This is a genomic window from Varibaculum sp. GTC20041, from assembly GCF_055387755.1.
Genome location: NZ_AP041144.1, coordinates 1,107,600 through 1,129,213, shown reverse-complemented (window position 1 = coordinate 1,129,213; position 21,614 = coordinate 1,107,600). Strand labels below are relative to the sequence as shown.

Below are 21,614 nucleotides of genomic sequence, written 5' to 3'. Positions count from 1 at the left end.
CTGAGCCCAGTAAATATCTCAAGGAAACCTCCGATACTACCCGGCCATTAGGAGAATTTTTTGTAACCGGTAATTTCATTGCCGGTAATCGATATTTCCGCTATGGTCTGCTTAGTTCCTGAAGGCGACATGGATGCTGGATAGAAAATAGTAATTTTTCCCGGGTTTTCGATCCTTACGGTATTCGGTTCTTGAGTGCCCCCAATTATCGAAATATAGGGGTGCTTGGGGTCGCTGGGATCGAAAATCGCCAACTGGAAACTGACTGCTTCTAAATCATTGGCTATTAGCAGCGCATCGAGGTAGCCATCACCGTTTACATCTCCATATGCCACGTTATAGCGCTTGCTGGTGTCCGCGGCAAAGCTTCCGGAATCAAAAAAGCTTGAGCTATTCCCTTCGTTTTCTGAAAGCTTGAGTGCAGGAAGCTGTGTCCCTTCATCCCAGGGAGTAGTGACTTTCTCGATTGATTCCCCGTTTTGCATGGTTGCCCAGCAGGGGGTGGTTTCGCCTGGCATTTTTCTCGATATAGGAGTGCCATCATTTTTGCTCCAGAAATATTGGTCTGAACAGCCATCAAGTCCCAAAGTGGGTAGATAGGCGTTGGCGAAGTCAATGTTTTTGATGGCGTCTTTGGCTACCGGTGGTTCACTTGGTTTGCTCTCACTAGGGTTTAACTCTTTTTCAGGGTGAGGTTGCGCCTTAGAACTGCCGATCAAGGTCATAACTTCTAGCTCGGAGGATTCCTTTGGGGTGGGAGGATTAGTTTCTGCAGATTCTGCGTTTTCGGTAGTATTCTGCGAGCTTTGGGTGGGCTGTGAGGGGGAATCTTGAGCGATACTGGTGGTATAGATTCCTTTGCCGTCACAGGTGACTGCAGCGGGCTTTTCCAAGTTTTGCACCCACAATAGTTTGCTGGTTTCCGGGTTATAGGCAACGATCTGCCTAGCGTTAGTGGCCGAAGGGCTAGCTCCAACTATCAGGTGCTTATCGGCGTAAATTTGTTCTTTGAAGTGGTATTTCTGGTTTTGGTTGGTTTTTATGGTGTCTTTGGTCTGGTTTGACCCCCACCGCCAAAGAATCATCACTGCTAAATAACTTGTATAGGGTAATCCCGAAAGCACAAACCGCAAGCACTAGCAATACACACAAGGAGACTATTAAAGCCCGTCGCGATTTAGCTTTTCCACCAGGAGCCGGCTGCACCGGATAGTAAGGAGGTACCGGTTGCCCAGGATAGGTAGGAGGTGTCGTCTGCGAGACATGGTATGCAGGAGGTACCGGCTGTCCGGGAGAAGTAGCATATGTTGGTTGAATTGGGTAAACCGGAGGGGCTGGTGGGGGTGTTGAAGGAAATCCATTCGGGGATCCGTGGGAGCTGCCAGCATTACTATCTTCATCAGGGGAAAACTTCGACATATCACCACTCTAACAAGCCCAAACCGTCCTCAATAGAAAAAAGAGGACTACCTTCCCAGAGATATTATTGAAATCAAGTACCTGCCTGTTTACCCAGCTATCACTGCGTATAAGGAGTTGGGTGTTTTGCCGAAAACTAGCAAATAGCAACGTCTGTAAAAGATTGACTGGGGGAGTGGCTCCCTCTACGTTCCGTAATCCGAAAAAGCTATAGCGTTGATACTCTCCTTCGAGTTACAATGTAATACGAAGGAGGGTGTCGATGTTAGAAGCTACTATGACTGTGCGGTTAAGCCAGGCGGAAAAATCTTTGATAGCTGATTACGCACAAATAATCGGAATGAACACTTCCCAATTCATGCGGCAGTGCGTATTGGAACAGATTGAAAATGAAATAGATGTTGCCGCCTACCAAAAGGCTAAGGCGGAATATGATGCCAATCCAGTTAGCTACGACCTAGATCAAGTGGAAGAGATGCTGGGATTGTGAGTTGGAAATTGGTGATTTCACCCCATGCAGTCAAACAACTCTCCAAGTTAGATAAACCAACTGCGAAACTGATTACCTCCTGGCTGCGGAAAAATATTTCCCAGTGTGAGAATCCGAGAGAAAAAGGAAAAGCACTTAGTGCTAACCTTGCGGGTTCCTGGCGCTATCGAATAGGAAACTACCGGGTTTTGTGCGAAATAAAAGATGATGAGTTGATAGTACTAGCTTTTGAGGTCGCCCATCGCAGCAAAGTTTACAGGCAGAGTCGCTGACTAGAAAAAGCGACTATTACTTTGCTGAAAATAGAACTGAGCTGCTGCTAATAACTGCTATTAAAATCTGTGATTTCGTGTCCCGTAATCGTTGTTTGTGTTTGGATTTTGTCCATGTTGCCCGACGAGGGGTTTGGTTCAAAGACGGTTATCTTTCCCGCAGGATAACCATTAGAGGATCCGGGATGCCGCCAGCATTACTATCTTCGTCAGGGGAAAAATTCGGCATAAACTCGCTCTAGCAAGCACTATCAGCAGCAAAATGAAAACTAAATAAGTCAGACCATAGACACTGACCAGCCTCTTGATATTCTCAAAATGAACAAAATCGGTTTCAACGCTGGTAGCGATATTCCCCGGGAAGTGCTGCGACCTGGTTTCAGCCTGGATAGCATGGAAGAGAACGATCTGAAAGGCTGTTGAAAGGAAAATACTCATGGCAGTTCATGACAATGGACCGGAGCCCTATAGCTTCGATTTAGAAACCGAGACCAAAGAAAATACCAACTATCGTACCACCGCCTGGACCGGGAAATACCTGCAGGTAACCCTGATGTCTATCCCGGTAGGTGAATCCATCGGCCTGGAAGTACACCCTGACAACGATCAGTTCCTGCGCCTAGATGCTGGTAAAGGCAAAGTGGTAATGGGGGATGCGGAAGATAACCTCACCTTTGAACAAGAAGTCGGCGATGGCTGGGCGGTAATGGTACCGGCCGGCAAATGGCACGACATTATTAACATCGGTGATGAACCGATGAAGGTTTATGCAGTTTATTCGCCTTCCCACCATGCGAAGGGAATCGTACAAGAGACTTTCGCTCAGGCGGAAAAGGACGAGGAATCCGGCAAGGACGTTCCTCCCGAATGGACCGTACAGCTAGGTAAATAGCTTATTTATCTAGTAGACGACTTCAGTAGGTAGCTAACTTTGGTTACTTACTGCGTGAGCGTTAGTAAATAAAATCTGGTGGCGCCGCCCTGAAATCGGGGCGGCGCCACCAGATTTTTTACTAACGGATATTAGGCTTTAACCCAGATTTTTAAGCAGCTTACTCTAGGACTGTAACTTATTGAGCGCGGCATCTAGACGGGTTAGTTTCGCGGTCATTTCACCGCTGCGGCCAGGACGAATATCCGCTTTTAGCACTAAAGACACCCGCGGAGCAAAACGCGATACCGCTTCACAGGCGTCCTTTATTACCTGCATACATTCATCCCACTCGCCCTCAATAGTGGTGAACATGGAATCCGTACGGTTAGGTAGTCCCGAATCCCGAATAACTTTTACCGCGGCAGCAACTGCGTCATGAACTCCGCCCTCAGCGTCAGAGGCGGAAGGAGTAATAGAAAATGCAACTAACATATTTTTTACTTTAGTACCTCTGCTAGCGAAACTGACTAGCAGATCCAAGTTCCCAACCCTTTATCCTGATTCTCGTTCATGTGAAAGCAGTCCCACCAAGCCCAAGTACTTCCTCGGCACTAAGAAAATCGAGAAAAGCTGACACAAATTGCTTGTTGGTTTCTAGTAGCTGATTAGTACGCCAGGCGCTGCCCCTGGTAGGCTAAAAGGGTAGTTGGTTCCTGCGGGCTTGTTTCCATAAGTCCCGGGCAAGCAACTAACAGGCTCCCCGGGCAGCAGGTTTTACCAGAGGTCAGGGGGATGCGGTTGGGTAGTGGGTGAGAATTCAGACGACTTCCCGATACCGCGCGCAAAATTTCATACCGGGCAGCTATTTCATATAAGGGAAGACTTTGAATAAGCGGATTTTCGTAAGGAAAAAGAACGATACTACCCAGTTCAATGTCTATGACATTTTTGGTCTTGACGCGGCTGCACTGGAAAAAGCCAAGTACACCGTATTCGCTGAGATCAACCAGGATCTGGTGCTTGACGAGATTGATATCGATGACTACTACGTCCTCGAATACCTACCGGGACAATTCGACCAGCGTGCCGATGCCGCGGAAAAATGTCTACAGTTGCAAGGCTATGAAGCTACTGTCAAATGCGGATACGGGCATACCGGCAAGGTTGAATTCAATCCCATCGAGATGCGGCTTAAAGATATGTCGGTGCTGGAAAACGAAACTTACGTTCCTAATCGGCAATTGCCTCCCAGTATTGAAATCACCGAAGACTACTATGAAAATGCTGCTTTGGCGATGACCAAAGCAGACTTGCTGTTCATCAAAGGCTATTTCGACAGTATCGGGCGTCTACCTACCGAAACTGAAATTAAAGTAATCGATACCTACTGGTCAGACCATTGTCGCCACACCACGTTTGAAACTGAGCTCACCGATGCCGCTTTTAGCGGTCCTTACGCGGATCGCCTGCAGGAAGAATGGGATCGCTACCTAGAAGAACGCAATAGTGAAAAACCGATTACCTTGATGGATTTGGCCACCTTGGCGGCTAAACGGGAAAAGGTAAAGAACCAGGAAGTCTCCAACGAAATTAACGCCTGTTCGGTATATGTAACTGTGGGCGGCGAGCGGTACATCCTGCAGTTCAAGAACGAAACCCACAATCACCCCACCGAGATCGAACCTTTCGGTGGGGCTTCTACTTGTATTGGGGGAGCTATACGTGACCCCTTATCGGGACGTACCTTCGTTTACCAGGCAATGCGTATTTCTGGCAGCGCCGATCCCCGCATAACAGACCCCATCGAAGGCAAACTATCCAGTAAAGAAATCACCCAGCGAGCAGCCGCCGGATATTCCTCCTACGGTAACCAGATTGGGCTGGCCACCAACTATGTTAAGGAAATATATCACCCCGGTTATCGGGCAAAACGCCTCGAACTCGGCTTTGTAGTAGGAGCAGCTCCCGCAGAGAACATTATTCGCGAAGAACCTGCCCCCGGCGACTTGATTTTGCTAATCGGAGGACGCACCGGACGTGACGGGATTGGGGGAGCTACCGGATCCTCAAAAACCCACACTCGAGACTCCTCCCAAACCTGTGGGGCAGAGGTACAAAAAGGTAACCCGATTATTGAACGCAAGATTCAGCGGCTCTTCCGCAGAGGCGAGGTCGCCAAGCGGATTAAGAAATGTAATGACTTTGGGGCGGGAGGAGTCTCCGTTGCGATCGGAGAACTGGCTCCCGGCTTGGAAATAGAACTCGACCGGATACCGGTCAAATACCAGGGGCTAAATGGTACCGAGTTAGCGATCTCGGAATCTCAAGAGCGGATGGCAGTGTGCATAGACCCCGAAGACTTGCAGTTCTTCTATGATGCTTGCGAAAGTGAAGACGTAGAAGTAACCCACGTGGCGACCGTGAATGCAGAGCGGCGCCTGGTGATGCATTACCTGGGAGAAACTATTGTAGATATTTCCCGGGACTTCCTCGATACCAACGGGGTGCGTTCCCAAGCTAAGTTTAAAGCCGCATCTAGCGGGGAAATATCTACCCGGCGCAGCGTATCCGGGGCGAACCTACAGGAAAAACTGCAAAATAACCTGGCAGATTTAAATATTTGTTCCCAGCGCGGACTCAACGAAATCTTCGATTCCTCGATTGGTGCCACCACGTTAACTTTGCCCTATGGCGGTAAATTCCAGCGCACCCCCTCGCAGGTAAGCGCGCAGCTGGTATCTCTAGAGGACGGACAGGCCGAGGTAGCCTCAGTAGCGGCCTACGGTTTTGAACCTTCGCTAGCCGAACTTAGCCCCTATCACAGCGCCATCGTTTCCGTAGTGCAATCCATGTCGCGCCTGGCCGCAGCCGGGGTGGATTACCACGACTTGTATTTCACTTTCCAAGAATATTTCCAGCGCCTGAGCGAAGACCCCGAGAAGTGGGGAACCGTGGTGGAATCTCTGCTAGGAGCTAACCGCGTTTTGCGCCACTTCCACCTGGCCTCTATCGGGGGCAAAGATTCCATGTCCGGCACTTTCGAAGACATGCATGTGCCGCCTACTTTGGTTAGTTTTGCGATCGGTATGCAGGAAGCGGATAAACTGCGCACCCCGGAATTTAAAGCTCGTAATCACCGTCTCTACCTGCTGCCAGTGCAGACCGATGAACTGGGGGCAGTAGACCTGGAATCTTTCCAAGCCGCCCTTGATAAGTTGCAAGCGATTAATCCCCTCTCGGCATATGCCCTCGGATATGGAGGGATCGCAGAGGCGCTACCAAAAATGGCTTTCGGAAACCGGATCGGGTTCAGCATCGATACTGAAGAAGATCTATTTGCTTCCCGCTATGGCAGTTTCCTGCTCGAAACCGATCAGCATTTGGACTTACCGCTGTTGGGATACACCGGTAGCTGGTCAGATAGTTCCATTAACGGGCAACGCTTAGATCTGGCAGCTTTACAACAAGCTTGGGAACAGCCCCTGGCAGATATTTTCCCGACCGCTGGCAGCCAGCTTCCAAACGATATTTCTAGGTCTAGTGAAACCTGCCTGACTAAACCGCGCCATGCGCCTTATAGAAAACAAAATCCGCAGGTATTTATCCCCATCTTCCCCGGTACTAACTGTGAATACGATATGGCTCGTGCCTTCGCGTGCGAGGGTGCGCAAGTAGTAACCGAGGTTTATCGGGATGCTGCCTCCTATGCCCGGAAAATCGAGCAAGCCGATATTTTGGCACTGCCTGGGGGCTTCTCCGTGGGCGACGAACCCGATGGCTCGGCAAAGTTCATCGTTTCGGTGCTGCGCCAAGAACAGGTTAAAGAAGCCGTCCACTCCCTACTGCGCAAAGGCGGTCTGATTCTGGGAATCTGCAATGGTTTCCAGGCGCTAATCAAATCCGGATTGCTTCCCTACGGACAGATTCGGGATTTAGATCCGGATTCACCGACCTTGGCCGCAAACGACAGCGGTCACCACGTCGCCAAAATCGTCCATACGGCTATTGCATCGGTAGCTTCCCCCTGGCTCAGTTCCTTTGATGTGGGAGAAGTCCACCATATACCGATTTCTCATGGCGAAGGACGAGTAGTCATGAGCCCTGAGCAGTACCGCGAATGCTCGGCCTCGGGACAGATAGCTACTAAGTATTTAGGGGAAAACCCCAATGGATCTTCCTTCGGAATCGAAGGGCTGTTGGCTCATCAGGGACAAATCCTGGGAAAGATGGGTCATTCAGAAAGGAGCGGTAGCGGTCTATACCTCAACTACTGTCCCGAAATAGAACAAAACCTATTCAGAAACGGGGTTAATTATTTCCGATGGATGTAGCAATCATTTTTGGTTCCGCCTCCGATAAAGAAAAAATGGCGGGCGCGGCCAAATGTTTAGACGAGTTCGGATTGGAATATAAAGCGTATATCGCTTCGGCGCATCGGGTACCGGAACTTTTAGAGAATATTCTAAAAGAGGCCGTGGATTCGGGGGCGAAAGCCATTATCGCCGGGGCAGGGCTAGCGGCACACCTACCCGGGGTAATTGCCTCTAAAGTGACGATCCCGGTAATCGGGGTACCTTTAGACGCGGCCTTAGGTGGTCAAGACGCCCTCTACTCAATCGTGCAAATGCCGAAAGGAATCCCGGTTTCTACGGTGGGAATCAATAATTCCTATAATGCCGCCATGGCCGCGGTGCAGATTATTGGCACCAGCAACGATCAGGTAGCTGCACAGCTAAAAGAGTATCGTGCGAACATGAAGCAAAAGTTTACTGCTGACCCGGTTAGTTTTTAACAGAATAATTTTAGATAAAAAGAAGGCCAATAATGGAAAAGAAAGAGTTCCTGTACGAGGGCAAAGCCAAGAAAATCTATGCCACTGATGATCCCGATAAGGTAATTGTTTATTACAAGGATGATGCCACTGCCGGTAACGGTGAAAAGAAAGGCACCATTGCTGATAAAGGCATTATCAACAATGAGCTCACCAGCTACCTGTTTGAAATGCTGGCCTCGCAGGGAGTAAAAACTCATTTCATTGAAAAGCTCAATGAGCGCGAGCAGCTGTGCTGGAAGTTAGATATTGTGCCACTAGAGGTCATCACTCGCAATATTATTGCCGGTTCTATGGCTAAACGCCTGGGGCTAGAAGAAGGCACCATGCCGAAGAAAATGATTCAAGAGTTCTCCTATAAGGATGACGACTTGGGCGATCCGCTGATCAACTCCGATCACGCGGTGGCTATTGGGGCGGCTACTGAAGAAGAGGTGGCAGAAATCCTGGAGGTAACCGCCAAGATTAACCAGATCCTGTCTGATGCTTTTAAGAAGGAAGGTATCCTCCTGGTGGACTTCAAGATCGAATTCGGTCGCGACAAGGACGGGAACCTGATGCTAGCCGACGAAATTACCCCTGATACTTGCCGGCTGTGGGATGCGGAAACCAAGAAGAAACTGGATAAGGATCGTTTCCGCCGGGATATGGGCGGGATCGAAGAAGCCTATAAAGAAATCCTGCATCGGATTACCAAGAAATAGATTTTAGAGCAGATCCTTGGGGGTGGAGGTAACACTTCCACCCCCAGGAGACAGGCCGCTACTTAGGGCAAGGAAAAAGACAGAATATGGTCAGTTATAAAGATGCCGGTGTTGATAAAGAAGCAGGATATGAGCATGTGCGCCGGTTAAAGCAAATGGTTGCCTCCACCCAAAATAAACAGGTATTGGGTTCCCTAGGATCATTTGCTGCCCTCTACGAACTCGGTAAATACCAGGAACCCGTCCTAGTTTCCGGTACCGATGGTGTGGGCACCAAACTGAAAATTGCTTTCTCCTTAAAAAAATACGACACCGTAGGGATAGACCTGGTGGCCATGTGCGTCAACGATGTGCTCTGTCATGGGGCGCGGCCGCTGTTTTTCTTAGATTATTTGGCCTGTTCCGAGCTAGACGCAGAGGTCTCCTCGCAGCTGGTTGCGGGAATAGTTGCCGGATGCAAGCAGGCGGGGGCAGCGCTAATCGGGGGCGAAACTGCGGAGATGCCCGGCTTTTATCAAAGCGGCGAATACGATATGGCCGGTTTTACCGTTGGAGTGGTAGAAAAGGCCAATATTATCGATGGCTCGGCGATTAAAGAGGGCGATGTAGTGGTAGCTCTTCCTTCCTCTGGGCTGCATTCCAACGGGTTCTCCCTGGTGAGGGCGCTGTTTAAAGATCCTTTCCCTGCAGAGTTGCTGACTCCCACCAAAATCTATGTTCCCGAAATCCTGTCGTTGCTGGAGCAAAAAGTAGAGATCCACGGGCTGGCGAATATTACCGGAGGAGGGTTAGAGGAAAACGTACCGCGGATTATTCCTGAAGGTCTTTGTGCGCGGATTGAAAAAGAAAAAGTTCGTATTCCCGCCATCTTTAAACGCGAAGAATTTGGAGCGGTACCCGAAAGCGAAATGTGGGGAACCTTCAATATGGGAGTGGGCTTCACTCTGGTGATTCCCCCAGAGGAATTATCGAAACTAACCGCGTCGCTGCCCGAGGCCTATCAAATCGGAGAAATCTTTAGCAAAGAGCAATGCGACAGTCCTGCTGAGACCCGAATCTGCCTGCTCTGACCGCAAGCAGCAAAGCCGGATAGAAAAGAGATAATACTGATGGCAAAGATTCTGATAGTAGGCAACGGGGGACGCGAAAACGCTATTAAGCGCGCCCTGGGAGCCCACGAAATTGCCCAAACCACGTCCTTAGATATGCAGGAAATCTTGTGCACTGCCCAGGAGTTCGCTGCGGATCTAACTATTGTGGGCAGCGAAGATCTGTTAGTTGCCGGGATTGGAGATCTGTTTAGCCAGGCCGGCATGAAACTATTTGGCCCGGGTAAAGCGGCGGCTCGTCTGGAAGGCTCCAAAGCCTATGCCAAAGACTTTATGAAAAAATACGGGGTGAAAACAGCTCGCTACGAAACCTTTGCCGATCCGAAGGACGCGATGGCGGGGCTAGCTGATTTTAACTTACCGGTTGTGGTCAAAGCCTCCGGGTTAGCCGCCGGTAAAGGCGTGATTATCTGCCAAACTGCCGAAGAAGCAAAAAACGCTATCTCTCAAATCATGGTGGACCAGCGCTTCGGGCAAGCCGGCGAAAAGGTGGTGCTGGAAGAATTCTTGGTGGGTAAAGAGGCCTCGATTCTCAGTCTAGCCAACGAAAAGGGGATCTTCCCGTTAGTTTCCGCCAAAGACCACAAGAAAATAGGGGAGGGCGAGACCGGCCCCAATACCGGCGGAATGGGCACTTTTGCCCCCAATCCCTTCTACACTGCGCAGCGGCACGCAGAGTTTGAACGTGATATTTTGGCTCCTACCTTAAAAGGAATTCAAGCAGAAGGTCTCGAGTTTGCCGGATGTATTTTCTTTGGACTGATGCTCACCGATAACGGCACTTACCTGCTGGAATACAATATGCGTTTCGGGGATCCGGAAACGCAAGTAGTGTTACCCCTGGTTGAGGGGGATTTTTATCAGCTGCTGGTGGCCTGTATGGAGCGGCGCCTGGAACCTACTGATATTAGAATCCGCGATCAAAAAGCTATTTGCCTGGTGTTGGCTTCGGGAGGCTACCCGGGCAGCTATGAAAAAGGTAAAGAGATTACCGGTCTAGAGGGCGTGGATTACCTGGAAGCGGGAGTGCGCCACGAAAACGGAAAAGCGTATACCAATGGAGGGCGAGTGTTGAATCTAGTAGCTCGCGCGGACACTTTAGAAGCTGCCCGCCAGGTGGTTTACGAAAATGCCCAAAAAGTAGATTTTGAGGGTAAAACCTATCGTAAAGATATCGGTGCGGATGTTATCTAGGGAGGGAAACATGACCGCTCAAATCGTTAATAACCTTGGAGAAGAGTGCGGAGTTTTTGGGATCTACGGCTCCCCGGACGCCTCTAGCCTGATCTACTACGGTCTACATGCTTTGCAACATCGCGGACAAGAAGGTGCGGGCATTGCAGTCTCCGATGGGGAAACCATTAGGGTTAAAAAGGCAAAAGGTCTGGTTAGTGAGGTTTTCGATGATCCCATACGGCTGGCAAAGCTAAGCGGTTCATGCGGTATTGGACATGTGCGTTACTCAACTTCCGGTAATAACTGGAGCTGCAATCTGCAGCCCTTCGTATTTCATATGCATAACGGGAATATTGCCCTGGCGCATAATGGCAACCTGGTGAACTCTCCGGATCTAAAAGTTGAGTTAGAACGCCAAGGTTCGCTATTTAACTCGAACTCGGATTCAGAAGTGCTAATGCACTTGATTATGCGCGAACAAGGCAGCTTTTACGAGCGGCTCTGTGCAGCCTTGCAGCGGCTACGGGGTGGATTTAGCTACCTGATTATGAATGACGACACCATGTACGGGATCGTGGATCCGCACTGCTTACGACCACTGGTAATTGGAAAGATGAAGACCCGCGGCGGTTGGGTAATCTCCAGTGAAAGTTGCGCCCTGGACTTGATAGGAGCTGAGTTTTATCGGGATCTGCGCGGCGGGGAAATCGCGATTATTGATGAGGACGGACTAAAGATCGAACGCTACTGTCCGCCGGCAGACACTTGCGTGGCCGCCATGGAATATATTTATTTCGCTCGCCCCGACTCCAATATTTTAGGGAAAAATGTTCATGCGGTGCGCAAACAATGTGGGATGACTTTAGCACACGAGCAGCCTACTCCCGGTGCAGATATTGTCATTGGGGTGCCAAACTCCTCGCTGTCGGCGGCCTCTGGCTATGCAGAAGCTGCCCACCTGCCCTATGAAATGGGGCTAGTGAAAAACCAATACGTGACTCGTACCTTTATTCAGCCCAAACAGTCGCTGCGGGAAAAAGGGGTACTGATGAAGCTTTCTGCGGTCAAAGGGATCGTAGAAGGTAAATCGGTAGTGATGGTAGATGATTCTATTGTCCGAGGTACTACTTCTCGGCGGATCGTCAAGCTGCTAAAAGATGCCGGTGCCCGCGAGGTACACGTGCGGATCGCTTCTCCGGAGTTTATTTTCCCCAGTTTCTACGGGATTGACGTTTCCAACTCAGCAGAACTGATTAGCGCCCATATGAATGTGGAAGAGCTACGAGATCATTTGGGGGCAGATTCCTTAGGGTACCTGTCGATACCGGGGTTGGTGGCCTCCGTGGGGCTGAACCTGCCTGGTAAATACGGAGGCCTCTGTATGGATTCTTTCGCCGGTCACTATCCGGCCGGGCTGGGCAGCTATGAACAGGAATATCTAGAGACTCAAACCGAGATTCAAAAGAACTTCTCTGCCTAGAATCCCCGCTTTGCTTTAGCAAGCTGCCCAGCTGTAGGAGCTGTTCCAACAGCTTTTCTATTCGCCGGCACGGATCTTATCGCGCGCGCGATAAGCGGGGATAAGCTCGGTGGCAAGCATAGCCGCAACTACTAAGGAACCCCCGACGATCATTCGCGAGGTCACGTCCTCGCCCCCAAAAAGAACCGCAAAGGCTGCCGCGAACACCGGTTCCATAGTCATTACTACTGCCGCCTTAGTAGGACGCAGGTGTTTTTGCGCCCAGGTCTGCATGATTAAGGCTCCGATGGCTGCGAACACCACCGTGTAAAGCAGCACTGTCCACTGTCTAGCGTCCTGGGGTAACTGCAGACCAAAAGGCAGAGCCGCTAGAAAACAGAAAACACCAATCGCGATTAATTGGATGGCAGCTAAAGTTATGGGATCGTCTTTGGCGGCCCAGCGAGCGGTGAGTACGATGTGGAGGGCAAAAAGAGCTGCTCCCGCCAGAGTTAATAGTTCCCCGAAACCAATGGAGAATCCATCAAGACTCAAAACCATTAATCCGGCCATCGCCACCAGGGCAGCAGCTAGGTTTACTGGCTTAATTTTTTCTTTGAAAAGCAACCACACTAGCAGGGGAGTGATCACTACATACAAGCCGGTAATGAAACCTACCACCGAGGCATCGGCACTCTCTAAACCTTTGGTCTGTAAGACTTGCGCCGCGGAATAGACTGCACCTAGCGCAAAAGCATGTTGCCAGACTTTTCGGCTAGCCCTCTTTAAGCGAGGAAAAAATATCACTGCCGAAAGTGCTCCCGCGATCACGAACCTAACCCCTAGAAAAGATAAGGTGGTCATCGTAGTCAGCAGGTCTTTGATCAGGAAAAAGGTAGAACCCCAAAAAGCGGTGGTTAGTATCAGCGCTAAAACTGCTAGAGACTGCAGATAGTAGCGATTGAGTCCCTTCAAATCATCCCCCTTTGATTTTCACCGTCATTCGATTCTAGGAGGCTTAGTTGGCGCAAAGCCATTTGTGAGGGTGTGTACTGCGGCACCTTATAGGAATTAGTAAGGAGAAAGAGGACACAAAAGCTGCCCTCTATCGGGCTTAAAGGTATTAGGAGAGGTAACCATGTGCTATTCTTCCTTCAGGAAAACGTTAGGAGCGTGATGGGAATCAGACGGTGGCGGCAACTACCTGAGGTTTCTATTTCCATTTTCACCCCGCTGCGGCGGGGCATTTTTTTATCAAAAACACTCAGTTGGAAAGGGCAAAAGCATGCCGGAAGACTATGATTTCCCGCGTTTCGGGGTAGGACAACACCTAATTTCGGTTGGGCAATTTGATCGCAAAAACCTGGGGGAACTCTTCGATCTTGCCGAGTTCTTGCGTCCTGTCGCGCAGCGGAAACAAATCTGCACGGTGCTAGATGGTGCCGTTTTGTGTTCCCTATTCTTCGAGCCCTCGACTCGTACCCGCCTATCCTTTGAATCCGCCTTCTTGCGGTTGGGCGGGGAAGTAGAAACTACTACCGGCTTTACTTTCTCTTCTATGGCTAAAGGAGAATCAATCGCCGATACTTCCCGCGTGGTTTCCGGCTTCACGGATGTTCTAGTTGTGCGCCATCCCGATGCTGGTTCAGTAGCCGAATTCGCCCGTCATTCGGTGGTACCGGTACTTAACGCCGGAGATGGTTCTGGCGAGCACCCGTCTCAAGCCCTCCTAGATGTGTTTACTATGCGTAAAGAACTGGGCAAACGTGGAAAAACTCTTGACGGAAGCACCATTGCGATTATGGGGGATCTGAAATACGGGCGTACCGTCCATTCTCTAATGAAATTGATGAGCTTGTATGAGGGGGTGACTTTCCGGCTATTCTCCCCGCCTTCCCTGGAGCTGCCCCGAGAAATCGCCGAGTATGCGATTTCACGAGGCGGGCGAGTAATCGATTGCAATAACCAGATTGAGGCTTTGGAGGGCGCAGATACGGTTTACGCCACCCGGGTGCAGCGCGAACGGATGACTGAAGAGCTGGCTAAGTCGAAAGAATTGCAGGGGTGCCTACTAGATAAGGCGATGTTAGAGGAGGCGGGAGCGCATGACATCGTTATCTGTCACCCGTTGCCGCGAGATTCCCGCCCCAACGCTCTTGACCTGTCGACCGATGTGGATGATCTACCGGGGCTGTCTATTTTTAAGCAAACCGATAATGGGGTCTTGGTACGGATGGCAATGTTCCTGACCACGATGGGAGTCGGGAAAGAATTGGTGCAAGCCAAAACCAAACACAAGATCTGGAAAGTAACCCCCGACGACTAGAAATATCGAGCTTTTAAAACTGACCGGCAGGAGGGTAAATCCCCTACCGGTCAGTTCTATATAAAGCGCCTGCGTTACTTGGGCAACCCTATTTCTTAAATAGAGTCTTGCGGGCATATACCGGCTCGGAAGTTACCTGTAATCCCAAATTCCGGAATATCTGGGTATCAACCGAACCTAAAATAGTGGTGGTATGTACTTCGCAATCTCGCAAGTGAGCGAGTTCTTCTAACGCTTTGCGTGCGTTCTCATCAGTATCTGCTGAAACCGACAGGGCAATTAAAACCTCGTCCGTATGTAAACGGGGGTTACGCGCGCCCAAATGGTCAACTTTCAAGGTTTGGATGGGCTTAATAGAAGAGGGCGCCAGCAGCTGCACTTCCTCGTCAATGCCGGCCAATAGCTTTAAGGCATTCAGTAGCATCGCTGAGCAACAACCCAGCAGGGGAGAAGTTTTACCGGTAACAATGCGTCCGTCACCTAGCTGCATCGCTGCCGCCGGAGCCTCAGTTTCGGCCTCCAGATTCAAAGCTGGGCGGACTACGTAACGATACTCTTTAGTGATTCCTAGTTTTGCCATGGTCATGGCAATCCGATGCGATTCGATGGGTTCGGCATGAGTAGCTGCCTCATTACCCAAGGCGTGATAGTAACGGCGTACCACTTCCTGTTTAGCCGCTTCCTGACAAACTAAATCATCGCTGATACAAAAGCCCGCCATATTAACGCCCATATCGGTGGGGGACTGATAGGGGCAAGAGCCCGCTAGTTGTTGCAGCAAGGAGCGCAGCAAGGGAAAAACTTCCACATCCCGGTTATAGTTAACCGCCTGTTTATCGTAGGCCTGCAGGTGGAAAGGATCGATCATATTGACATCGTCCAGGTCAGCAGTGGCGGCCTCATAGGCAAGATTCACCGGATGATCGAGAGGGAGATTCCAAATCGGGAAAGTTTCAAACTTGGCGTAACCAGCTTTAATACCTCGCTGATATTCGTGGTAAATCTGGGAAAGGCAAGTAGCGAGTTTTCCGGAACCCGGTCCCGGAGCAGTCACGACTACCAAATCGCGACTAGTTTCCACATAGTCATTGCGACCGAAACCGTCCTCCGAAACGATCAGCTCAGTATTGGAGGGATAACCGGGAATCGTATAGTGCCGGGCAACTTTAAGACCGGAACGCTCTAGGCGTTCTTTGAATAGCTTGGCGTTGTGGTTATCTTCTTCCATCTGGGTTAAAACAATGTTTTCTACCAGAAAGCCCCGTTCGCGAAATACGTCTACCAGGCGGAGAACATCCTGTTCATAGGGGATACCTAGATCTGCGCGAATTTTTTGCCGGTTGAGATCTTTCGCGTTGATGGCAACCACGATTTCCATTTCATCGCGTAGCCGCTCCAGCATAGAGATCTTGTTATCGGGAGTAAATCCCGGTAGTACCCGAGACGCATGGTAATCATCAAAAAGTTTGCCCCCCATTTCCAGGTAGAGCTTGCCACCTATCTGCTGGCGACGTTCATCAATATGTTGCGATTGTGAAGAAATATAACGCTCAGAATCAAAACCAATCCGCATAGGACCCTTCCTGTTTGTCAACTTAACGGGGGTCATGCGCCCTTACCCATAATAGTGGGTGCAACGCCGGCGGTAAACCTGGCAGCAAATAGGGGTTTTCTGTACCTGCCAAGAGCCAAAAAGAAGTCGACAATCCTAGGTAATGGGGCGCGGGTTCTCTCTGCTTCTCGTTTTTCTATTAGGATCGAATGGTGAGTGTAAAGCTAAGTCGCCTGGTGGAACGCCTAGAGGAACTGTATCCTCCCCATTTAGCTGAAGAATGGGATCGGGTGGGATTGATTACCGGGCATCCAGATTCTGAAATCGATAAAGTACTGGTAGCATTGGATCCGGTAGCCAAAGTTCTGGAGCAAGCAATTGAGGTCGGGGCGCAACTTATTGTTACCCACCACCCCCTCTATTTGCGGGGTACTTCTTTTGTGGCAGCTACCGATCCGAAGGGGTGCCTAATCCACCGGCTAATAGAAAACGGGATTGCGCTGTTCAACGCGCACACCAACGCTGATTCCGCAGAGGGTGGGGTAGCTGATTGCCTAGCCGCTGCGGTGGGATTGGAAAATACTCGTCCGTTGCTTCCCCTTAGCGAGCATACCGGCACCGGGCGGATTGGAGATTTACCCGCCGCCTTGCCGCTTAAAGATTATGCGCAACAGGTTGGGCAGGCTTTACCGGCGTGCCCAGCCGGAATCTTAGTGGGAGGAGATCTGGACGCGAAGGTGCAAAGGATCGCAGTTAGCGGCGGTAGCGGTGATTCTTTCTTGGAGGACGCACGCCAGGCAGGAGCAGATGTCTATATTTGTGCTGACTTGCGCCATCATCCCGCCTCTGAGCATTTAGAGGCGGGCAAACCCTATCTTATTTGTGCCACTCACTGGGCAAGTGAATGGTCGTGGGTACCTGCTTGTGCTCGGCAACTAGAACATAGTTTTGTTGGAGAACTGACGGTGGAGGTCTCCAAGATTTGCACTGATCCCTGGGCAGCGCGGATAGCGCCGAAAACATTGGAGAGTTAGAGGAGAAAGCAATGGAAGCGCCTTGGAAAGACCAGCTGGCTTTACTAGATTTGCAAGAGCTGGACACTAAGATTGCCAGATTACGGTTTCGGCTCAAGAAAATGCCTCAATTGGCGCAGCTAGCGAAGCTGAGTGAAAAAGACCGTAAGTTGGACGACAAACACACGCAACTGTCAGCGCTTAAAACCGATAAACAGCGGGAAATTACCAGCCTGGAAAATGACCTGACAAGCATCCAAAATCGCCTGCATACTCAACAGGAACGCTTAGATGCGGGTGCGGGAACCCCTAAAGAGCTGGTTAGCTTGCAAGAAGAAATTCAGCAGATGCACCAGCGAATCGATGATCTAGAGGAGCAAATGCTTGCGCTGATGGGCGAGCTGGAGCAGCTAGAGGATCTCGAGCAGCAAATCACCCAGCGCAAACAGGAACACGCCCAAGAGATTTCGCGATTAAAAGACGAAGTTGGAGTAGAAAACTCGCAAATCACTGCCCAGTTGCAGCAGCTAGAAAGTGAGCGGGAAGAAAAAGCGAGCCCCCTAGATACCCAGTTGTTAGCTCTTTACGAGCAGGTACGCGGACAAACCGGGGGAGTAGGAGCAGTGAAAGTAGTTGACGGAAGACCAGTTGGATATGATCTGGCTTTTTCGGTCGCGGAAATCGCGCACTTGCGGGCAGCGAAACCAGAAGAAATTATTACCTCCGAGGACGAAGGTTATCTGCTAATTCGCTGCCCGCAATAGTCACTGTTTAGTTATACAAGTGGGGTTTTAAACGATGCCTTGCTCCATCATGGCGTGAGCCACCTTCAGGAAGCTATTAATATTAGCGCCCATTACATAGTCACCGGCGTGGCCATATTCTTCGGCGGTTTGCGCGCATTCGTCGTGAATGTTGTGCATGATCTTGGTGAGTTCTTTTTCTACCTTCTCAAAATCCCAAGAGGCGCGGGAAGCATTTTGGCTCATTTCCAAGGCCGAAGTGGCGACCCCGCCCGCATTTGCGGCTTTACCGGGAGCAAATAGCACCCCGGAATCTTGGAACAAGCTGGTGGCGTTAGGGGTGCAAGGCATGTTTGCGCCCTCAGCCACTACCTTTACCCCACCGTCAAGTAAACGCTTGGCGTCCTGCGAAGTAAGTTCGTTTTGGGTAGCGCAGGGGAGTGCCACGGTTCCCCCAACTGCCCAAGGCTTAGTTCCGGAATGGTAGGTAACCCCCGGTTTACGCTTGGCATACTCGGTTAGCCGCGCCCGTTCTACCTCTTTAACCTGTTTGAGTAGCTGGACATCAATCCCGTCTTCATCTAGAACCCAGCCAGAAGAGTCGGAAACCGTCACGACTTTCGCGCCTAGTTGTTTCGCTTTTTCCGCCGCATAGATCGCTACATTTCCGGCGCCGGAAATCATTACCCGCTGTCCCTCTAGGTCGAGTCCCCGAGTTTGTAACATTCTTTGGGCAAATAGTACTGCCCCGTAACCGGTGGCTTCCGTACGAGCTTGGGATCCGCCCCAAGAAAGAGACTTACCGGTTAGCACTCCGGTTTCGAAACGGTTGGTTAGCCGCTTATACATACCGAATAGGTAGCCAATTTCGCGTCCCCCAACCCCGATGTCACCGGCGGGGATATCGGTGTATTCCCCAATGTGTCGATAAAGCTCAGTCATAAACTGTTGGCAAAAGCGCATTACTTCGGTGTCGGAGCGTCCGTGAGGATCAAAGTCTGATCCGCCTTTTCCGCCACCAATGCCCTGACCGGTCAGCGCATTTTTGAAGATTTGTTCAAAGCCTAAGAATTTCAAGATCGAACGGTTCACCGACCGGTGGAAACGCAGGCCTCCTTTATAGGGACCGAGTGCGGAGTTGAACTCAATACGGTAACCCCGATTAACCTGTACTTCGCCATTATCGTCCACCCAAGGAACCCGGAAAAGGATCTGGCGTTCCGGCTCTACCAGCCGGTCAAGAAGTTTAGTTTCAACGAACTCGGGATGCTTTTCTACCGCGGGACCAATGGATTCTAGAATCTCCCGTACTGCCTGGTGAAATTCGGGTTCATTAGGGTTACGATCAAGAACTTCATCGTAAACCTTTTCCACAACACTGCTCATCAAGCGCCTCCTTAAACTATTTGGTGAGCTTCGTTGGCTGCTTTAGCTCAACGCCCGCTACTACCTCTTAAGGTTTTCATTCCTAGCCGAAAAGATACCACTGCTATCCACATTTTGACTAAAGCATTAGCTTTTTTACCTTTCTCACAATTCGTAGCGTTGAGAACGGGACTTAGGGCATATTCTTTGAATCCAACTGCCGCTCTCTGCTAGCTGAACTTGGGCAATGGGCGATAATAAAGCTGTCGCGCGCCAGGTATCCTAAGACCATGGCTGATCCTGCGTCCTACCGGCCGTCTCCGGCAGATATACCCCCCAGTCCCGGGGTTTATCGTTTTCTGGATAAAAATGGGCGGGTTATCTACGTGGGTAAAGCTGTGAACTTGCGTAACCGCCTAGCTAACTATTTTCAGCCCTTAGACTCACTGCATCCGCGCACCCGAAAAATGGTAACCACGGGAGCAGCTGTAAAATGGGTGACGGTCGGGAACGAGCTAGAGGCATTATCCCTAGAGTATTCGTGGATAAAAGAGTTTGCGCCGCGTTTCAATGTAATGTATCGCGATGACAAATCCTATCCCTATCTGGCAATAAACCTGGGTGAAGAGTATCCCCGGATCCACATTACGCGGGAACGGCGCCGAGCAAACTCGCGTTATTTTGGTCCCTATACCCAGGTGTGGGCGATTCGGGAAACCATGGATTTACTGCGTAAAGTTTTCCCGCTGCGCTCGTGCACCAAGGGAGTTTTTAACCGCTCGCAGGCGCTGGGACGACCCTGTCTGGAAGGATACATCGATAAATGCTCTGCCCCCTGTGTAGGCAAGATTTCCAGTGAAGAATACCGCAAGCTAGCCGAGCAGGTAAGCTCTTTCCTAGATGGGAAAACCGAGCCTTTTACTTCCCGTTTACAAGGCGAAATGGAACAGGCCGCTTCGCGGTTGGATTTCGAACAGGCGGCGAAACTACGCGACCAGCTGCGCGCCCTCGAAAAAGTTAGTGAAAAGAATACAGTAGTGCTGGACGAGGGGGTGGACGCGGATGTTTACGCCTTCGCCAAAGATGATCTTGAAATGATAGTGCAAGTGTTTTACGTACGTGCAGGCCGGATCCGCGGAGAGCGCGGGTGGGTAGTGGACACTCCGGAAGATAGCGATCTGCCAGAAATGCTAGAGAGTTTCTTAGAACAGACTTACGGGGAATATCGCCAATTAAATAAGGTGGTAGCCCCCGCTAAAAGTGTAGATGACGTGGAGCATACTCCTACCCAGGCCATCCCGGCCGAGGTTTTGATGCCGGTATTGCCCGCCAGCGCAGCCACCTTGAGTGCCTGGCTAAGTGACATTCGCGGGAAAAAAGTCGAAATTAGGGTACCGAAGCGTGGACCGAAACGCTCCCTCATGGAAACTGTGGCGGAAAATGCTGGGCAAGCTTTGCGGTTACATAAAACTAAACGGGTAGGAGATTTAACGCAACGTTCCGAAGCCTTACGCCAATTGCAAGAGTATTTAGAGTTAACGGATGCTCCTTTGAGGATTGAGGGCTACGATATTTCCCATACTCAAGGCGCACACCAAGTAGGTTCGATGGTGGTATTCGAAGATGGGGCTCCCTTAAAACGCGCCTACCGTAGCTTTAATATCCAAAGCACCCCTTCGGATTCTGCCGACGATACCAAAGCTATGAACGAAGTCCTCACCCGGCGTTTTGCCAGGCTGCGTCAGGAAGAAGCGGAAGCACAAAGACAATTAGTAAGTACCGAAAGCTCTGGGGAACGTAACCTGCGCCGTTTTTCTTATCCTCCGGACTTAATCGTGGTAGACGGGGGAGCGCCCCAGGTGAATGCGGCGCAAAAAGCCCTGGAAGCCGTAGACGCCAATGTGAGTGTGATTGGATTAGCCAAGCGTCTAGAAGAAGTTTGGATACCGGGATCAGATTATCCAGTTATCTTGCCTCGCACCTCCCCAGCGCTTTATCTTTTGCAGTACTTGCGGGATGAATCCCATCGCTTTGCGATTACTGCACATCGGAAAAAACGTGGCAAAACCATGCGGAAATCGGTGTTAGATACGGTTCCGGGGTTAGGCCCAGTACGGCAAAAGGCCTTGTTAAAACACTTTGGTTCCTTAAAGCGGCTGCGGGGAGCCGAAGAAAGTGAAATCGCGCAAGTTGAGGGTATTGGCCAGGTAATGGCACGACAGATTTATCAATCTCTTGCCGATAGCCGGTAAGTTCGCGCGCTTCGTTGCATACTTAGAAC

18 protein-coding genes are annotated in these 21,614 nt (G+C 50.4%); 13 read left to right on the top strand and 5 right to left on the bottom strand.

Translation table 11 applies throughout. The features are described 5' to 3' along the window. Positions 1 to 47 precede the first annotated feature (47 nt). Positions 48 to 1,085 carry a hypothetical protein gene (locus tag ACZ5BI_RS04840; RefSeq protein ID WP_464896771.1) on the bottom strand — a complete coding sequence of 346 codons (1,038 nt, stop codon included), beginning with the start codon at positions 1,083 to 1,085 and terminating at the stop codon, positions 48 to 50. 596 nt (positions 1,086 to 1,681) lie between these two features. Between ACZ5BI_RS04840 and relB the strand changes: the two genes are divergently transcribed. From relB to ACZ5BI_RS04825, 3 genes are all read left to right on the top strand, one after another. Next, positions 1,682 to 1,909, top strand: a complete 228-nt coding sequence (gene relB, locus ACZ5BI_RS04835) for a type II toxin-antitoxin system RelB family antitoxin (RefSeq protein WP_024058771.1) — start codon at positions 1,682 to 1,684, stop codon at positions 1,907 to 1,909. Further along, positions 1,906 to 2,181, top strand: a complete 276-nt coding sequence (locus ACZ5BI_RS04830; protein WP_024058772.1) for a type II toxin-antitoxin system RelE family toxin — start codon at positions 1,906 to 1,908, stop codon at positions 2,179 to 2,181. The genes relB and ACZ5BI_RS04830 overlap by 4 nt, the downstream gene beginning before the upstream one ends. A 436-nt stretch (positions 2,182 to 2,617) precedes the next feature. Beyond that, positions 2,618 to 3,073: a cupin domain-containing protein gene (locus tag ACZ5BI_RS04825; protein ID WP_024058773.1), complete on the top strand. Its 456-nt coding sequence runs from the start codon at positions 2,618 to 2,620 to the stop codon at positions 3,071 to 3,073. Positions 3,074 to 3,238: 165 nt separating this feature from the next. On the opposite strand, the gene ACZ5BI_RS04820 is transcribed toward ACZ5BI_RS04825, so the two are convergent. Beyond that, the gene (locus tag ACZ5BI_RS04820) at positions 3,239 to 3,547 is read right to left on the bottom strand and encodes a thiamine-binding protein (RefSeq protein ID WP_311525052.1); all 309 of its coding nucleotides are present in this window, start codon (positions 3,545 to 3,547) and stop codon (positions 3,239 to 3,241) included. Positions 3,548 to 3,939: 392 nt separating this feature from the next. On the opposite strand from ACZ5BI_RS04820, the gene ACZ5BI_RS04815 reads away from it, so the two are divergent. From ACZ5BI_RS04815 to purF, 6 genes are all read left to right on the top strand, one after another. Further along, on the top strand, positions 3,940 to 7,386 hold the full coding sequence (locus tag ACZ5BI_RS04815) for a phosphoribosylformylglycinamidine synthase (RefSeq protein ID WP_464896770.1): 3,447 nt from the start codon (positions 3,940 to 3,942) through the stop codon (positions 7,384 to 7,386). After that, complete coding sequence (gene purE, locus ACZ5BI_RS04810) at positions 7,377 to 7,847, top strand: 5-(carboxyamino)imidazole ribonucleotide mutase (RefSeq protein WP_024058776.1); 471 nt, start codon at positions 7,377 to 7,379, stop codon at positions 7,845 to 7,847. The genes ACZ5BI_RS04815 and purE overlap by 10 nt, the downstream gene beginning before the upstream one ends. Before the next feature lie 32 nt (positions 7,848 to 7,879). Continuing rightward, positions 7,880 to 8,590, top strand: coding sequence for a phosphoribosylaminoimidazolesuccinocarboxamide synthase (gene purC, locus ACZ5BI_RS04805; RefSeq protein ID WP_024058777.1), 711 nt, complete (start codon positions 7,880 to 7,882; stop codon positions 8,588 to 8,590). 86 nt (positions 8,591 to 8,676) lie between these two features. Beyond that, positions 8,677 to 9,660, top strand: a complete 984-nt coding sequence (gene purM, locus ACZ5BI_RS04800) for a phosphoribosylformylglycinamidine cyclo-ligase (RefSeq protein WP_278608760.1) — start codon at positions 8,677 to 8,679, stop codon at positions 9,658 to 9,660. Between the two features lie 39 nt (positions 9,661 to 9,699). Next, positions 9,700 to 10,893 carry a phosphoribosylamine--glycine ligase gene (gene purD, locus ACZ5BI_RS04795; protein WP_464896769.1) on the top strand — a complete coding sequence of 398 codons (1,194 nt, stop codon included), beginning with the start codon at positions 9,700 to 9,702 and terminating at the stop codon, positions 10,891 to 10,893. A gap of 10 nt (positions 10,894 to 10,903) precedes the next feature. Beyond that, complete coding sequence (purF, locus tag ACZ5BI_RS04790) at positions 10,904 to 12,355, top strand: amidophosphoribosyltransferase (RefSeq protein ID WP_278608762.1); 1,452 nt, start codon at positions 10,904 to 10,906, stop codon at positions 12,353 to 12,355. A 57-nt stretch (positions 12,356 to 12,412) separates the two neighbouring features. Here purF and ACZ5BI_RS04785 read toward each other — a convergent pair whose 3' ends face one another. After that, on the bottom strand, positions 12,413 to 13,309 hold the full coding sequence (locus tag ACZ5BI_RS04785; protein ID WP_278605491.1) for a DMT family transporter: 897 nt from the start codon (positions 13,307 to 13,309) through the stop codon (positions 12,413 to 12,415). 310 nt (positions 13,310 to 13,619) lie between these two features. Here ACZ5BI_RS04785 and pyrB point away from each other — a divergent pair, with 310 nt between their 5' ends. Further along, positions 13,620 to 14,660 carry an aspartate carbamoyltransferase gene (gene pyrB / locus ACZ5BI_RS04780; protein ID WP_316086754.1) on the top strand — a complete coding sequence of 347 codons (1,041 nt, stop codon included), beginning with the start codon at positions 13,620 to 13,622 and terminating at the stop codon, positions 14,658 to 14,660. Between the two features lie 88 nt (positions 14,661 to 14,748). Here the strand turns inward: pyrB and ACZ5BI_RS04775 are convergent, their stop codons facing one another. Continuing rightward, positions 14,749 to 16,233: a DUF1846 domain-containing protein gene (locus ACZ5BI_RS04775; protein ID WP_464896768.1), complete on the bottom strand. Its 1,485-nt coding sequence runs from the start codon at positions 16,231 to 16,233 to the stop codon at positions 14,749 to 14,751. 188 nt (positions 16,234 to 16,421) lie between these two features. Between ACZ5BI_RS04775 and ACZ5BI_RS04770 the strand changes: the two genes are divergently transcribed. Together ACZ5BI_RS04770 and ACZ5BI_RS04765 are read left to right on the top strand one after the other, a co-directional pair. Next, positions 16,422 to 17,246 carry a Nif3-like dinuclear metal center hexameric protein gene (locus ACZ5BI_RS04770; RefSeq protein WP_464896767.1) on the top strand — a complete coding sequence of 275 codons (825 nt, stop codon included), beginning with the start codon at positions 16,422 to 16,424 and terminating at the stop codon, positions 17,244 to 17,246. Between the two features lie 11 nt (positions 17,247 to 17,257). Then, entirely contained in the window at positions 17,258 to 17,989 is a 732-nt protein-coding gene (locus ACZ5BI_RS04765) for a zinc ribbon domain-containing protein (RefSeq protein ID WP_464896766.1), read from the top strand. Between the two features lie 27 nt (positions 17,990 to 18,016). Here ACZ5BI_RS04765 and gdhA read toward each other — a convergent pair whose 3' ends face one another. Continuing rightward, on the bottom strand, positions 18,017 to 19,354 hold the full coding sequence (gene gdhA, locus ACZ5BI_RS04760; RefSeq protein ID WP_464896765.1) for an NADP-specific glutamate dehydrogenase: 1,338 nt from the start codon (positions 19,352 to 19,354) through the stop codon (positions 18,017 to 18,019). A 269-nt stretch (positions 19,355 to 19,623) separates the two neighbouring features. Between gdhA and uvrC the strand changes: the two genes are divergently transcribed. Further along, on the top strand, positions 19,624 to 21,585 hold the full coding sequence (gene uvrC, locus ACZ5BI_RS04755; RefSeq protein ID WP_464896764.1) for an excinuclease ABC subunit UvrC: 1,962 nt from the start codon (positions 19,624 to 19,626) through the stop codon (positions 21,583 to 21,585). The last annotated feature ends 29 nt before the right edge of the window (positions 21,586 to 21,614 follow it).